The sequence below is a fragment of the Kitasatospora sp. NPDC005751 genome (genome assembly GCF_040630835.1).
Classification (GTDB): Bacteria; Actinomycetota; Actinomycetes; order Streptomycetales; family Streptomycetaceae; genus Kitasatospora.
In genome coordinates this window covers 1-13,577 of sequence record NZ_JBEXYC010000013.1, presented here as the reverse complement: position 1 = coordinate 13,577, position 13,577 = coordinate 1, and the positions used below count along the sequence as shown (strand labels likewise).

General features: G+C 70.6%; 11 protein-coding genes. 6 read left to right on the top strand and 5 right to left on the bottom strand.

The annotated features are described in order from the left end of the window. The first annotated feature begins 206 nt into the window (after window positions 1-206). The 3 genes from ABZ497_RS15155 to ABZ497_RS15145 all read left to right on the top strand — a co-directional run bounded on the left by ABZ497_RS15155 (window position 207) and on the right by ABZ497_RS15145 (window position 3,545). Window positions 207-1,265, top strand: a complete 1,059-nt coding sequence (locus tag ABZ497_RS15155) for a substrate-binding domain-containing protein (RefSeq protein ID WP_359805465.1) — start codon at window positions 207-209, stop codon at window positions 1,263-1,265. 166 nt (window positions 1,266-1,431) lie between these two features. Further along, window positions 1,432-2,220 (top strand): ATP-binding cassette domain-containing protein, encoded by a 789-nt coding sequence (locus ABZ497_RS15150; protein WP_359805289.1) that lies wholly within the window; start codon window positions 1,432-1,434, stop codon window positions 2,218-2,220. Between the two features lie 56 nt (window positions 2,221-2,276). Further along, window positions 2,277-3,545: a sugar ABC transporter permease gene (locus ABZ497_RS15145; protein ID WP_359805464.1), complete on the top strand. Its 1,269-nt coding sequence runs from the start codon at window positions 2,277-2,279 to the stop codon at window positions 3,543-3,545. Window positions 3,546-3,679: 134 nt separating this feature from the next. On the opposite strand, the gene ABZ497_RS15140 is transcribed toward ABZ497_RS15145, so the two are convergent. The 4 genes from ABZ497_RS15140 to ABZ497_RS15125 all read right to left on the bottom strand — a co-directional run bounded on the left by ABZ497_RS15140 (window position 3,680) and on the right by ABZ497_RS15125 (window position 10,006). Beyond that, window positions 3,680-5,125 carry a glyceraldehyde-3-phosphate dehydrogenase gene (locus ABZ497_RS15140; protein ID WP_329490298.1) on the bottom strand — a complete coding sequence of 482 codons (1,446 nt, stop codon included), beginning with the start codon at window positions 5,123-5,125 and terminating at the stop codon, window positions 3,680-3,682. Window positions 5,126-5,249: 124 nt separating this feature from the next. Continuing rightward, the gene (locus ABZ497_RS15135) at window positions 5,250-6,203 is read right to left on the bottom strand and encodes a Gfo/Idh/MocA family oxidoreductase (RefSeq protein ID WP_359805287.1); all 954 of its coding nucleotides are present in this window, start codon (window positions 6,201-6,203) and stop codon (window positions 5,250-5,252) included. A 51-nt stretch (window positions 6,204-6,254) separates the two neighbouring features. Next, on the bottom strand, window positions 6,255-8,888 hold the full coding sequence (locus ABZ497_RS15130; RefSeq protein WP_359805286.1) for a tetratricopeptide repeat protein: 2,634 nt from the start codon (window positions 8,886-8,888) through the stop codon (window positions 6,255-6,257). A gap of 173 nt (window positions 8,889-9,061) precedes the next feature. Next, entirely contained in the window at window positions 9,062-10,006 is a 945-nt protein-coding gene (locus tag ABZ497_RS15125; protein WP_359805284.1) for a ScbA/BarX family gamma-butyrolactone biosynthesis protein, read from the bottom strand. A 116-nt stretch (window positions 10,007-10,122) separates the two neighbouring features. Here ABZ497_RS15125 and ABZ497_RS15120 point away from each other — a divergent pair, with 116 nt between their 5' ends. Then, window positions 10,123-10,752 (top strand): ScbR family autoregulator-binding transcription factor, encoded by a 630-nt coding sequence (locus tag ABZ497_RS15120; protein WP_329490296.1) that lies wholly within the window; start codon window positions 10,123-10,125, stop codon window positions 10,750-10,752. Between the two features lie 165 nt (window positions 10,753-10,917). Then, window positions 10,918-11,691: a glucose 1-dehydrogenase gene (locus ABZ497_RS15115; protein ID WP_329490295.1), complete on the top strand. Its 774-nt coding sequence runs from the start codon at window positions 10,918-10,920 to the stop codon at window positions 11,689-11,691. 54 nt (window positions 11,692-11,745) lie between these two features. On the opposite strand, the gene ABZ497_RS15110 is transcribed toward ABZ497_RS15115, so the two are convergent. Then, window positions 11,746-12,330, bottom strand: a complete 585-nt coding sequence (locus ABZ497_RS15110) for a TetR/AcrR family transcriptional regulator (RefSeq protein WP_359805282.1) — start codon at window positions 12,328-12,330, stop codon at window positions 11,746-11,748. 183 nt (window positions 12,331-12,513) lie between these two features. On the opposite strand from ABZ497_RS15110, the gene ABZ497_RS15105 reads away from it, so the two are divergent. Next, window positions 12,514-13,224, top strand: coding sequence for a response regulator transcription factor (locus tag ABZ497_RS15105; RefSeq protein ID WP_329490293.1), 711 nt, complete (start codon window positions 12,514-12,516; stop codon window positions 13,222-13,224). The last annotated feature ends 353 nt before the right edge of the window (window positions 13,225-13,577 follow it).

Genomic DNA, 13,577 nt, shown 5'->3' with positions numbered 1-13,577 from the left:
CCTCCCGACCCCCTGGCTCCCCCGGGTCGGACGGCCGCCCCCTCCCCCGATTGGCGGTGCGTCGCACTCGTTCGGCGCAGTCCGGATCGTGCCGGCGCCCCGGTGTTCCCAGACTCGGAGGCGGGGGTGGACTCAACCGGAGAGGCATCCTCATGTACATCGGGCTTCGCCGCATCGTCGCGGTGACCGCAGTGGTAACCGTCGGCATGGGCCTGGCGTCGTGCGGCAGCGCCAAGCAGTCGACCGGCACCACGTCCTCGGGCAGCGCGAGCGGCACCGCAGGAGGAGCGATCAAGATCGGGCTGCTGCTGCCGGAGACCAAGACGACCCGGTACGAGCAGTTCGACCGCCCGCTGATCGAGCAGAAGATCAAGGAACTCGCGCCGAACGCGCAGATCGACTACTACAACGCCAACGAGAACGCGACCACCCAGCAGACCCAGGTGGACACCGCGCTGACCAAGGGCGACCAGGTGCTGATCCTGGACGCGGTGGACTCCAAGTCGATCCAGTCCTCCGTCCAGAAGGCGCACGACGCGGGCGTGAAGGTCGTCGCGTACGACCGCCTGGCGCAGGGTCCGGTCGACGCGTACGTGTCCTTCGACAACAAGAAGGTCGGCGAGCTGCAGGGCCAGGCCCTGGTGGCGGCCGTCGGCGACAAGGCGAACGCCGGGTCGATCATCATGATCAACGGCTCGCCGACCGACCCCAACGCGGCCGACTTCAAGGCCGGCGCGCACAGCGCGATCGACGGGAAGCTCAAGATCGGCAAGGAGTACGACACGCCGAACTGGGACCCGAACAACGCCAACCAGGAGGCCGCCGCCGCGATCACCGCGATCGGCGCGCCCAACGTCGTCGGCGTCTACTCGGCCAACGACGGCATGGCCGCCGGTATCGCGACCGCACTGAAGGCGGCGAACCTCAGCGTGCCGCTGACCGGCCAGGACGCCCAGCTGGACGCGGTGCAGCGGATCCTGGTCAACACCCAGACCATGTCGATCTACAAGCCGTTCAAGCCGGAGACCGACGCGGCCGCGCGGATGGCGGTGGCCTACGCCCAGGGTTCGAGCCCGGCCCCCGACCTGGTGCCGACCACGGTGACCAACGGCAGCGGCAACAAGGTCCCGGCCGACCTGATCACCCCGGTGGTGCTGACCAAGGACAACATCAAGACCACCGTGGTCGCCGACGGCCTCTACACCGTCGCGCAGATCTGCACGCCCGACTACGCCGCCGCCTGCGCCGAGGCCGGCCTCTCGTAGCGGCGCCGGGCCCCGGGCTCCGCCCCCGGAGCGGCCCCGGCCCGGCCCCGGTCGCGTGCGGCACCGGACCGGCAGCACCGCATCGGCGACACCGGACCGGCAGCACCCCGAAGAAGCACCCGAAGCCGAAGACGCCCCGCCTCCCCCCGGAGGCGGGGCAAGGGAGTTGGTCACTGTGGCAGGTGAGACCGTACTGGCCCTGCGCGGGGTCTCCAAACGGTTCGGCGCCGTACAGGCGCTCACCGACATCGAGCTGGAGGTGCACACCGGCGAGGTACTGGCGCTGGTCGGGGACAACGGCGCCGGCAAGTCCACCCTGGTCAAGGCGATCGCCGGGGTGCACCAGCCGGACGAGGGCGTCATCGAGTGGCAGGGCCGCCCGGTCTCCATCCACCGCCCCCAGGACGCCCAGCACCTCGGCGTGGCCACCGTCTACCAGGACCTCGCGCTCTGCGACAACCTCGACGTCGTCGGGAACCTCTTCCTGGGCCGCGAGATCAAGCGCTTCGCCGTCCTCGACGAGGTCGAGATGGAGAAGCGCTCGCGCGAGCTGCTGGACACGCTGTCCATCCGCATCCCCAGCGTGCGGATCCCGATCGCCTCGCTCTCCGGCGGCCAGCGCCAGGTGGTCGCGATCGCCCGCGCGCTGATCGGCTCGCCCAAGGTCGTGATGCTGGACGAGCCGACCGCCGCCCTCGGCGTCGAGCAGACCGCCCAGGTCCTCGACCTCGTCGAACGCCTCCGCGAGCGGGGCCTCGGCGTGATCCTGATCAGCCACAACATGGCGGACGTGATGGCGGTCGCGGACACCGTGGCGGTCCTGCGGCTCGGCCGCAACAACGGCGTCTTCGACCGGCGCTCCACCAACCAGGAACAGATCATCTCGGCCATCACCGGGGCCACGGACAACGCGGTGACCCGCCGACAGGCCCGCGGCACGGAGGGCACCCCATGAGCGACCACATCCCGGGCGGCGACGACGGCCGCCGCCACCACCTGCCCGAGGACAGCATGCCCAAGGGCGGCGTCAACGCGCCGGTCCCCGTGGCACCCTCGGCGACCCCGGTCGTGGACCCGCGGCTCATCGTGCGCCAGGAGGGCATCAAGGGCTACCTCGGCGAGTTCCGCCGGCGGGTGAGCAGCGGCGAACTCGGCTCGCTGCCGGTCGTCCTGGCACTGATCGTGATCTGGGCCGTCTTCGGCAGCCTGGACAGCACCTTCCTCTCCGCCCAGAACCTCTCCAACCTGTCGCAGCAGATCGTCGGCACCGGCATGATCGCCATCGGTGTGGTCTTCGTGCTGCTGCTCGGCGAGATCGACCTGTCGGTGGGCTCGGTCAGCGGCCTGTGCGCGGCGATCTTCGCCGTCCTGAACGTCACCCACGGCGTCAACCAGTGGGTGGCACTGCTCTCCGCCGTCCTCGGCGGCGCGGTCGTCGGCCTGATCCAGGGCGTGTTCTTCGCCAAGGTCGGCGTGCCGGCCTTCGTCGTCACCCTCGCGGGCAACCTCGGCTGGAACGGCGCGATGCTGCAGATCCTCGGCGCCAGCGGCACCGTCAACCTCTCCGGCAAGGACATCGTCTCCCGCCTCTACAGCACCATCTACAGCCAGCAGCTCGCCGCCTACGGCGCCGCCGCGATCGGCGTCCTGCTGTTCGTCGGCGCCTCGCTGGCCGACGCGAGACGGCGCCGGGCGGCCGGCGTGCCCTACCGGCCGATGGCCGACCTGGTACTGCGCACGGTGGCCCTGGCCGTCGTCTCGTTCCTCGCCGCGTACACCCTGAACCAGTACAAGGGGCTGCCGCTGGCCCTGCTGATCTTCCTGATCTTCATCGTGGTGCTGGACTTCGTCCTGCGCCGCACCACCTACGGACGGCAGATCTTCGCGCTCGGCGGCAACATCGAGGGCGCGCGCCGCGCCGGTATCAACATCTCGTGGATCCGGATCAGCGTCTTCATCATCTGCTCCACCATGGCGGGCATCGGCGGTCTCTTCCTGGCCGCCCAGATCCAGTCCGCCAGCCAGACCTCCGGCGGCGGCAACCTGCTGATGAACGCCATCGCGGCGGCCGTCATCGGCGGCACCAGCCTCTTCGGCGGCCGCGGCAAGACCTGGTCGGCCCTGCTCGGCGCCCTGGTGATCGGCTCGATCCAGTCCGGCATGAACATCGAGGGCCTGAGCAACGCCATCCAGTTCATGATCACCGGTGCGGTGCTGCTGGCCGCCGTGGTCGTCGACTCCCTGGCCCGCCGCACCCAGAAGGCGGCCGGCCGCGCCTGACCCTCGCCCGGGTCCCGGTACGGCGACGGAGGCCCGCTCCACCGAGGTGGAGCGGGCCTCCGTGCCGCATGGGCGGGCGCCCGGCCGTCAGGCCTTCGGGCCGGGGTCAGCGCACCCGGCTCAGAGCATCCGACTCAGAGCGCCGGGGCCGGGAAGGTCGGGTACTCCACACCGGAGACGTACTGGACGACCCGGATCACCTGGCACGAGTAGCCGAACTCGTTGTCGTACCACAGGTAGAGGATCGCGTTGTCCCCGTCCACCATGGTCGGGCCGGCGTCCACGATCGAGGCGTGGCGCGAGCCGATGAAGTCGCTGGACACCGCGTCGGGAGCGGTGACGAAGTCGATCTGGCGCTTCAGCGGCGAGGTCAGCGACACCTCCCGGAGGTAGTCGAGGACCTCCTCGCGGGTGGTCTCGCGACCGAGCCGCAGGCTGAGGATCGCGATCGAGACGTCCGGCACCGGCACCCGGATCGAGCTGCCGGTGATCTTCGCGTCGAGGTCCGGCAGCGCCTTCGCGACGGCGGAGGCGGCGCCGGTCTCGGTGATCACCATGTTCAGCGGTGCCGAACGGCCGCGGCGGTCCGAGCTGTGGTAGTTGTCCAGCAGGTTCTGGTCGTTGGTGAACGAGTGGACGGTCTCCACGTGGCCGCGCAGCACGCCGTACTCGTCCGCCATCGCCTTCAGCGGCGGGACGATCGCGTTGGTGGTGCAGGAGGCGCAGGAAAGGATCTGCTCGTCCGGCTTGATCATGTCGTGGTTCACGCCGTGCACGATGTTCGGGACGTCGCCCTTGCCCGGCGCGGTCAGGACGACCTTCTCGATCCCGGGGCGCAGGTGCTTCGAGAGCCCCTCGCGGTCCCGCCACCGGCCGGTGTTGTCGATCAGGATCGCGTCCTTGATCCCGTACGCGGTGTAGTCCACCGTGGTCGGGTCGTCGGAGTAGATCACCGTGATCTCGTGACCATTGGCGATGATCTTGTTGTTCGCCTCGTCGACGGTGATCGTGCCGTTGAACTGGCCGTGGATCGAGTCGCGCCGCAGCAGCGAGGCGCGCTTCACCAGGTCGTCGCCCGCACCCTTGCGGACGACGATGGCACGCAGCCGCAGGCCGTTGCCCGACCCGGCCTTCTCGATCAGCAGGCGGGCCAGCAGCCGGCCGATCCGGCCGAACCCGTACAGCACGACATCGCGCGACCCGCGGCGCTCCAGCTTGTTGGCACCCGTGGCGCCGGCCACCGCCTCCGCGGTGAACTCCGCCACCGACAGACCGCGGTCATCGGCCTTGTACGTCGCGGCGAGCATGCCGATGTCGATCTGGGAGGGGCCGAGATCCAGCGCGGTGAGCGCGTGCAGGAACGGCAGCGTCTCGGTGACCGAGAGCTCCGCCCCGGCTATCTGGCGGGCGAACCGGTGAGTCTTCAGAATGCTGACCACCGACTTGTTCACCAGGGAACGGCTGTGCAGCAGAACGGTGACGTCCCGCTCACGCTGCAGCCTCCCGATGATCGGGATCATCGACTCCGCGATCTCCTCGCGGTTCATCCAGTTAGTGAACACGTCTTCGTTGACAGTCACAGGTCCATCTTTCGAGCTAGGCGAATGCCCACATGCTAGCTTTGAGCCATTTTGGCCTCTCAGCCGGACCCACCCGAACAGCACTTCCCCCGCCCGGAGGCGCGTCGGGACAAGCACCGCTCCGCTATCCGACGCCGGGCACCGCCTGGTGGATCCCGGTGATCGTCACGGCCGCGTCGAACCCCAGCACCGGATCGGGTCGCCCGGAAAGCAGACTCTCGTACAGCGGTCGGTAGTGCGCGACCTTCCGAGGAGTCCGCCCGTCATGGCCGTGGGTGGCGATCAGCTCGCCGCCACGCGCCGCGAAGCCCGTCATGGCCGTGTGATCGATCCAGATCTCCACGCCCGAATGCCCGAATGTGAGACTGCTCTCCTTGCTGCTGGATCCCGTGAGCCAACTGCTGCGCAACCTGGCCGTGCCCGGCACGTCCCGCGACCGGTACTCGGCCGTGCACCAGGCACTCGCGCCGTCGTCCGTCTGCTGCCCGGAGCTGAGCACGATGAGGTCGACGAACCGGGTGAGCATGCTCAGCTGGTTCACCCCGGAGTCCGTCCAGCTGGAGGTGTACGAGGCGAATGCCTCGGCCCCTTTCAGCACGTACGGGTCGTAGAACGCCGAGGTGATTTCCGTCACCGGCCCCCAATCGGGACGCCCGTGGACCAGCTCGGCCGCCCAGTCCACCTCCGGCGAGAACGCGAAGTGGTGCGCCGTGAACAGTCGGCTCCGCAGATCGACCGACTCCTCCAGCGTTCTCAGCCGGGCCAGCGAGGCGAGGTCGTGGACGAGGGGCTTCTCGACGAGCACCCGGGCGGTGGACCGGACCAGCGCCTGACGGGCCAGCTCCGCGTGTGTCTCCGTCGGCGTGGCCAGCACGACGAGGTCGGGCTGGTGCGCTTCGAGCGCCTCCGCGAGGCCAGCGTAGTGCGGCGGCCTGCCGCCCTTGAAGACGGGCCGCTCCGCCGGGCCGGGATCGACGGTGAACTCGATTGAGACCTCGGCTCGTTCGGCCAGGACAGCGAGATGGGTGCCGGCGATCGTCCCCAATCCGACCAGCCCCACCCGTACGGCGTCAGTCATGAGGCAGCGCTCCCCTTGTCCGGTGCGGATGGCGGCCGGCGTCCACGGCCGTCATCCGGCCACCACCTCGGCCCAGCGACCGAGCGCGGCCACCGGCCCGTCCACCCAGTCGACCGCAGGACCGCTCTCCGCCGCGCTCGCGGGACCGTCGATCCAACTGCTCACGATGGGCACCCAGTAGATGTTGCCCCCCGACGTACGGGTGCGCTCGTCGAGAGCGGCCCGAGTACGGCGGGCGCCGGCATGGTCGCCGACGAGCGTTCCGAGAAGGATCTCGGCCACGTCCGCCAGGGTGTGTCCGCCCCGATACGCGATCCTGTCCGCGAGCTGCCGGGTGTCTCCGACCGCGGTCCTTGCCTCGCCGGTGGCACCGGCCATCGCCTGGGCGACCGCCTCGGCAGACCTGATCTTGACCAGTTCCACGGGGTTGGGCACCAGGTCCAGGAGCTCCCGGGCCCGCGTTGCCGCTTCGGAGACGGTGACCGTGTCCGCGGACCAGCACGCCGTCTGAGCGAGGTTGGCCAGCGCCTTCGCCTCGGCGGCGGCCAACCCCTCGGACCGTGCCAGGACGATGGCATCCCGATAGGCGGCGGCCGCCTCGTCGAAGCGGGCGTTGACCCGCCAGACATGTCCCAGCAACCGCAGCCGTTCGCCCTCGCCCTCCGGCCCGCGGCCCTGCTGCCCGTGCAGAGAGGCGAGCGCGGTCGCGAACCGCCCGTTGAGGTAGTCGTAGTCGCAGAGCCAGTACCGGGCCGTTGCGTCGAACTCGCCACCCAGGAGGTCCTGGTAGATCGCCGAGGCCTCCGTGTACTGGCCGTGGTTGCGCAGAGCGTGTGCGAGGTGGACCCGCACCAGGTGCGCCGTCAGGCTGCCGGGCCGTACCGACGCGTCGGCGTCGCTCAACACCGCGATCGCCTCCTCCACCTTGCCGGTGCGTCGCAGCCGGACGCCCTGGATCGCGGCACGGATCGCCCGGTATTCAGGCTGTTCCGCCGGAACCCCGGCGAGCCCGGCTCCGAGTTCCGTCCACTGGCCGGCCTCGACGAGCCGTTGCGTGGCACGGACCATCCAGTCGTCGAAGACCCCGTGCTCGGCCGCGAGCTTGAGCCCGGATTCGAGAGCCTGCGCAGTCGCGACGCGCCCGCCGGAGGCTCCCGCGCGCTCGCCCAGCCAGGCCAGCAGTCGGATGGCGGTCTCGCGGCGGTCCCGATCCGACCAACCGTCCGGCAGCGTCCGGTCCGCCTCGCCGATGGCCTGGCGCAGCGCCGTGTGCAAGGCGTACGGCCGCTCGTAGGCGTCGTCGTGGGTCAGGAACGGGCGCCGCAGGAAGCGTGCCACGCATCCGTCGGGGACCCCGGGCCGACCCGCCCGAAGCAGCTCGGCGCCGACCCGGTCGATGAGTGCCGCCGTACGGACCAGGTCGCGCTCGTCACGGGGGAGGTCCCGGATCGACCGGGTGGCGACGGCCGTGAACGATCCGCCGAAGTCCGCGACCTCCGGCTGCCCTCCGCGCGCCAGCAACGCGGCGAAGTGCGACACCGAGAGGTCCAGGTACAGCGGGAGTCCCTGGCCCCCCGCGATGATCCGCTCCCGGATCGCCGCCGACATGGCGGGGCGGCCGTCCCGGGTGAGCGCCTCGCTGAGGTAGCTGTCCGCGTCGGAGTCCGAGAGGTAGCCGACGAGGTGCTGCCGCGGCTCGATCGTGTCGTTGCTGAAGTGCAGATTGGGCCAGCACTGTGGTCCGGTGAAGTCCAGCTCACTACCTACGCCGGCGTCGGCCCAGTCGACGCGATTGCGACCGGTGATCACGAACAGCACGTTCGGCATCAGGTAGACACAGCGCTGCACGAAGCGTTCCAGGGCGCGGTCGGTCCGGCCGTTGACCACCTCGAAGGTGTCGAGGAACACGCACACCCTCGGCCGGCCGACCGACCGGCCGCGTCGGGGCCGCTGCTCCAGGTCCCAGGCCAGCAGGTAGGGGAAGTAGGACAGGGTCTCGTAGTCGGCGTCCGCTTCGACGAGTTCGGCGAAGAGCTCGCAGTCCGACAGCAGGCGGCCTTCACGCACCCGGTCCCGGATCGTACGGTACGTGGCCAGCGCCGCCCGGTGGGCGAGCCCGGCCAGACCGCCCAGGCCCGCCGGGTCCACCTGGCGCACGCTCTCCGCGATCTGGTCGCCCAGACCGACGCTCCGCGCGGCCCGTCGAAGCGTGGGCGAGGTGTCCAGGAACTCCTGCAAGGCCTCCCCGGGGTGGGCACGGGCCCAGTAGGAGGCCAGCGCCAGGTCGAAGGCCGGCCAGCGGTCTCCCAACCGTCCCAGGCCGGCCCGCAGGCGCAGCAGCAGGTTCTCGATGTCGCAGGCGCCGTCCTCGGACACGTCGAGGCGCAGGGTCACGACGTCGTCGCGGCCTTCGGCGGCCGCGTCGGCGAGGAAACGACGCTCCAACTCGTGCGAGAGCGTGGACTTCCCTATCCCGCCCACCCCGTAGAACGTCAGGACATTGCGTCGCCCCTGGGCACGGTCGACGACCGGCGAGACCTCGGACTCGTCCAGCATCCGGTAAAGCCCGCCCACGGACCGCCCGAACGCGGCCACCTCGTCGACCCGGTTGATGAAGACCTGTTGTGCTGTGACGGTCGACTCCAGGCCGTTCATGAACGCGGCCCGCAGGTTCACTCGTGCCATCCGGCCTCCTTTTCCTTCGTCCCGGAAGTATCTCGCCCGCCGTACACCGGAGGAAACACCGGACTGAGATCCTGGCAGGACTCGACGGACCGTCACAAGGGGGTTCTGAGCCCCTTCAGGCATCCGGCCCAAAGGGTCATCACCACCGGGCGGCCGGCCCCCGGCCCGGTGGGTCAGGCCGGGTGGGGCTCGGTGGTGAGGGTGGTGGTGAAGACGGGGGTGCCGGACTGGGTCGCTCGGATGTGGGTGCGGGGGTGGCCGTCGGGGGTGGGGGGTGCGGGGGTGGTGGTCAGGAGGCAGGGCTGGTCGAACTCGACGTAGCGCAGGAAGGTGCTGTCAAAGGCGACCGGGACGGCGGGGTGGGGAAGCGTGGCCCGGGTCGCCTGGACGGCGGCCTCCAGGAGGACCATGCCGGGGACGTGGTCGTGCGGGTGGTCGAAGAGGACGCGGTGGCCGGTGTCCGTACGGAGCTGCCAGTGGTCCGGCGCGCCCGCCGGTGAGATGACGACGTCCCGCTCGTGCAGGCGGCCGACCACGGCGGTGGGGGCCGGCGGGAGGAGCGGGAGCGCCCGCGCGAACGCCTGGGCCGCGTCGGCGTAGCGGCCGCGCAGGCGGTCGTAGAGGGCGGGCGGGTGGCTGGTGTAGTGGAGTTCGGCGGTGCCGAGGTGGCGCCCCCCGCGCCGGGCCTCGACCTGGGAGACCAGGTGGGCGGAGCCGAGCCGCCGCCTGGTCACCGAGGTGTGGGTGATCAGCAGGTCGACCTCGGGCGGGCCGGAAGTGGTGAGCAGCTCACCCGAGTTGACGGACGTTCGGATACGCTCCATGCCGAAGCGGTGTCCGAGCGGGACGCCGTGGACGGCGTGGCTCAGCACGGTGAGCGCCTGGCGGGCACTCTCGGTGAACAGCAGGGGGCTGTAGCGGCCGCCCTCGGTGTAGAAGGGGTGGTCGTGCGGCCAGTGGACGGTGACCCACTGGGTGGCGCCGGAGACGTCGCCCCAGTCGGTGACGAGCGCTTCGCCCGCCACGGACTTGCCGACCAGGGCCGGCATCTCCGGCGGGACCGACGGCCGGGTGCGTGTGGCCGCCGTGTGCTGAACGATCGTTGGACGCGACTCCATGATGAGCCGTCTCCCCCCGGAGTCAGTGTGGCGGGGGACGGGAGCGGTGCAATCGTCCCCCCAGCCTATAAAATGAAGAATACTCTTCTTTATCAAGCAACATGAGGTGCAGTCGTATGGTGGGACGCCCAGTGAAACAGGAGCGGGCCGAGCGGACGCGGGCCGCCCTGATCCAGGCCGCCGCGAAGCTCTTCGGGGAGCAGGGCTTCTCCGGAACCAGCGTCGTGAAGATCGCCGACGAGGCCGGCCTGACCCTGGGCGCGGTGTACTTCCACTTCCGCAACAAGAGCGAGCTGGCCCGGGAGATCGTCTTCCGCCAGCCCGAGTGGGTGGTGACCCCCCGCCCCTCGGAGGGGCTGCAGCGCGTCGTCGACGTGTCCCTCACCTGGGCCTGCCAGCTGCTCGACAACCCCATCCTCCAGGCCGGGGCCCGACTGGTCTGGGAGCAGGAGCAGTTCAACTCCCCGGACGAGAACTCCCACCGCCAGTGGGCCGAGATCATCATGGACGACCTCCTGGTCGCCCAGCGCCGGCGGGAACTGCGGGCCGGCACCGACGTCCAGGCGCTCTCCCGCCTGGTGGTCTACGCGTGTACGGGGGCCCAGATGCACTCGTTCATAGAGACCCGGCGCGCCGATCTCCCGGAGCGCGTCGTGGAGTTCTGGCAGCTGCTGCTGCCGGCCGTCGCAACTCCCGCCACCGCGAAGCGAATCGAGCTCTCGGAGTGCCGCGGTCGGCCCGAGTAGCGCCGACGGCCGGGGGCCGCCCCGTGCCGGCCCGCTCCCCGGACGGTCGACCGTCCCGACTGGTGCCGCCCCGCGCGGGCCCGGGACAATGATCGACATCCGAGTTCGACGACACCGAGACCGGCTCGCGGGCCGGTCGGCGCCGCGGGCAGGGGGGCGAAGCACATGGAGCACCGTCAGGGGCTGTTGCAGGGCAGGACCGTCATGATCACCGGGGCGTCCAGCGGGATAGGCGCGGCCGCCGCCCGGCTGTTCGCCGCCGAAGGCGCGGCCGTGGTACTGACGGCCCGGCGCAAGGAACTGCTCGACCGGCTCGCCGAGGAGATCCGCTCCGCGGGCGGCCGGGCCGAGGTGGCCCCGGGGGACGTCACGGCGACGGCCGACGTCGAACGGGTCGTCGCCACCGCCGTGGCGGCCTTCGGCGGCCTGGACGGCGCCTTCAACAACGCCGGCTGGGGGGCGATCGGCTCACAGTTGCACGAGACGGACGACGCGGTCTACGACCGGATCATGGACGTCAACGTACGCGGCGTGTGGAACTGCCTCAAGCACCAGGTGCCGGTGATGCTCGGCCAGGAGTCGGGCGGCTCGATCGTCAACACCGCCAGCATCGCGAGCCTGTTCGCCACCGGAGCGGTCTCCCCCTACGTCGCGGCCAAGCACGCCGTGCTCGGCCTGAGCCGGGCCGCGGCGGCCGAGTACGGGGCGCGCGGGATCCGGGTCAACGCGCTGGTCGTCGGGACCACCCGCACCGAGCTGATCGAGGACGCCATGCGCCAGGTCCCGCAGTTGGAGCAGGTCGCGGTGGGCAGATCCATCCAGCCCCGGCTCGCCGAACCCGTGGAGGTGGCGCGCGCGGCGGCCTGGCTGCTGAGCGACCAGGCCTCGTTCGTCACCGGTGGTGCCGTCCCCGTCGACGGCGGCTGCAGCGCCGTCTGACGGGGCCGGCGGAGCCGGGGGTCGGGCCCGGCGGGGTGACTCTCGCCGGTGGGCTCAAGTCAGGCACCGCTCGCCGCAGCTGAGGAGGTCCCAGATGCGGCTGATGTGCTCCACGGACTGCCCGTCCAGGGGTTCCTTCCGGCAGGCCCGCTGCCGGATGCAGGACTCCGCGCCGGTGACCAGGTACCCGGCCAGGGTGGCGAGGGTGCTCCGGTCCCCGTACGGGCCCAACTCGGCTTCGTGCGTCGCCTGCAGGCGCTCGTGGATCACCGGCGCCCAGGTCGTCGACCAGTCCGGCTCCCCGGGTTGCTCCCGGGCGAGCCGGGCCGCGGCGCGCACCACGGCCTCCCGCTCCAGCAGATCGGCCAGCGCCAGGGTCAGCGAGATGACCGACTGGACCGGGGGTTCGCTCCGCGCCGTCACCTGGCCCACGACGGCCTGGGTCACGGCGTGGCCCTGCGTCCTGACCACCGCGGCCATCTCCTCCTTGCTCTGGAAGTGGAACGTCAGGGCTCCGGTGGTGATTCCGGCCGACCTGGCGATCCGCGCCAGGGACGCCCCCGCGTATCCGTCGCGGTCGAACTCGCCAGCGGCCGCGCTGACCAGGTTCTGTCGCGTCCGGGCCGCCCTCTCTTGCATCATCATGCTCCTGTCAGATGTGGCGTTCATACACCCGCACCATAGGCGTAAAAAAAGAATGCCACTATTTTTGTAGCGGGGCCGCCTCCCCGTGGTGCATCCTGTGTAGAACTGGTGTACAGGGGGGACTTTATGACTCTGGCGACAACCTCTCGAACCGAACTACCAGGTCAGCCCCGGGCCGTGGTGTCGATCCCGTACCGACGGACCGAGAAGGCCTCCGAGCCGCAGGCGATCCGGGTGCTCGTGGTCGCCGGCGACCACGACGCCGCCGAAGGAAGGGCTCATGACCTCCGACGACAGGGGTACTGCACGAGACTTGCCGGAACCGGCGCGGAAGTGCTGAGAACACATGAGCACTCGGACATGATCCTGCTCGACCTCGATCTTCCCGACATCGACGGCCTGGAAGTCTGCCGTTCGATACGAGCGAGTGGAGACAAGCCCATTATCACTCTCACCGGCCGCGACACCGAACTGGACCGGGTGCTCGCCCTGCAGGCCGGCGCGGACGACTGCGTCGTCCGCTCGTGCGGCCCCAGGGAAATGACGGCCCGTATCGAAGCCGTGCTCCGCCGGGCCCGCCCCAGACCGGCCCCGGTCCGGATATTATCCATCGGCCCGCTCCACGTCGACGAAAGGACCCGTGAAGTCCGCCTGCACGGCGAGCGGGTGAGCCTCACCGCCAAGGAGTTCGAGCTGCTGCACATCCTGGCCTCGAACCAGGGCCACGTCATGTCACGCAAGGATCTGATGGCCCGGGTCTGGGACACCGACTGGGTGGACTCCAGCCGGACCATCGACACGCATGTGCGCAACCTTCGCGCGAAGCTCGGCGCCAGCACCTGGGTCATCACCGTCCGCGGGATCGGCTACCGCATCGGCCACGGCTGACGGCCGGCCACGGGCCCGCCCCGGAAGGACCGCACGGACAGGACGGCACCCGCCCGGAGCGCCCCGCGCGGACGGCGTCCCGGCGCGCACGACACCCTCATCGAACGACCCGCGCAGCGCGGGAACGAACCGACCTCGCACGGACAGCAGCCCACGGGCCCACCCCCGAGGCGCGCGGCCGGCCGGCCGACTGATCGTCATCTACCGTTTCCCCGGCGGTTGACAGGCCGACGACCGGCACGCGGAGCCCCGGCGAAGAGCGAACCCGGGCGCACCGACCGAGCGGTTCGGCAGCGCGGCCACGGCGCTCCCCGGTGCGCAGCACGGCCAGCACGCTGCGGCGCTGCTCCGGA

Coding starts and splice junctions, on each gene's coding strand:
- ABZ497_RS15155 (WP_359805465.1), top strand. CDS start 207: ATGGGCCTGGCGTCGTGCGGCAGCGCCAAGCAGTCGACCGGCACCACG.
- ABZ497_RS15145 (WP_359805464.1), top strand. CDS start 2,277: ATGCCCAAGGGCGGCGTCAACGCGCCGGTCCCCGTGGCACCCTCGGCG.
- ABZ497_RS15135 (WP_359805287.1), bottom strand. CDS start 6,203: ATGACTGACGCCGTACGGGTGGGGCTGGTCGGATTGGGGACGATCGCC.
- ABZ497_RS15130 (WP_359805286.1), bottom strand. CDS start 8,888: ATGGCACGAGTGAACCTGCGGGCCGCGTTCATGAACGGCCTGGAGTCG.
- ABZ497_RS15125 (WP_359805284.1), bottom strand. CDS start 10,006: ATGGAGTCGCGTCCAACGATCGTTCAGCACACGGCGGCCACACGCACC.
- ABZ497_RS15120 (WP_329490296.1), top strand. CDS start 10,123: ATGGTGGGACGCCCAGTGAAACAGGAGCGGGCCGAGCGGACGCGGGCC.
- ABZ497_RS15115 (WP_329490295.1), top strand. CDS start 10,918: ATGGAGCACCGTCAGGGGCTGTTGCAGGGCAGGACCGTCATGATCACC.
- ABZ497_RS15110 (WP_359805282.1), bottom strand. CDS start 12,330: ATGCAAGAGAGGGCGGCCCGGACGCGACAGAACCTGGTCAGCGCGGCC.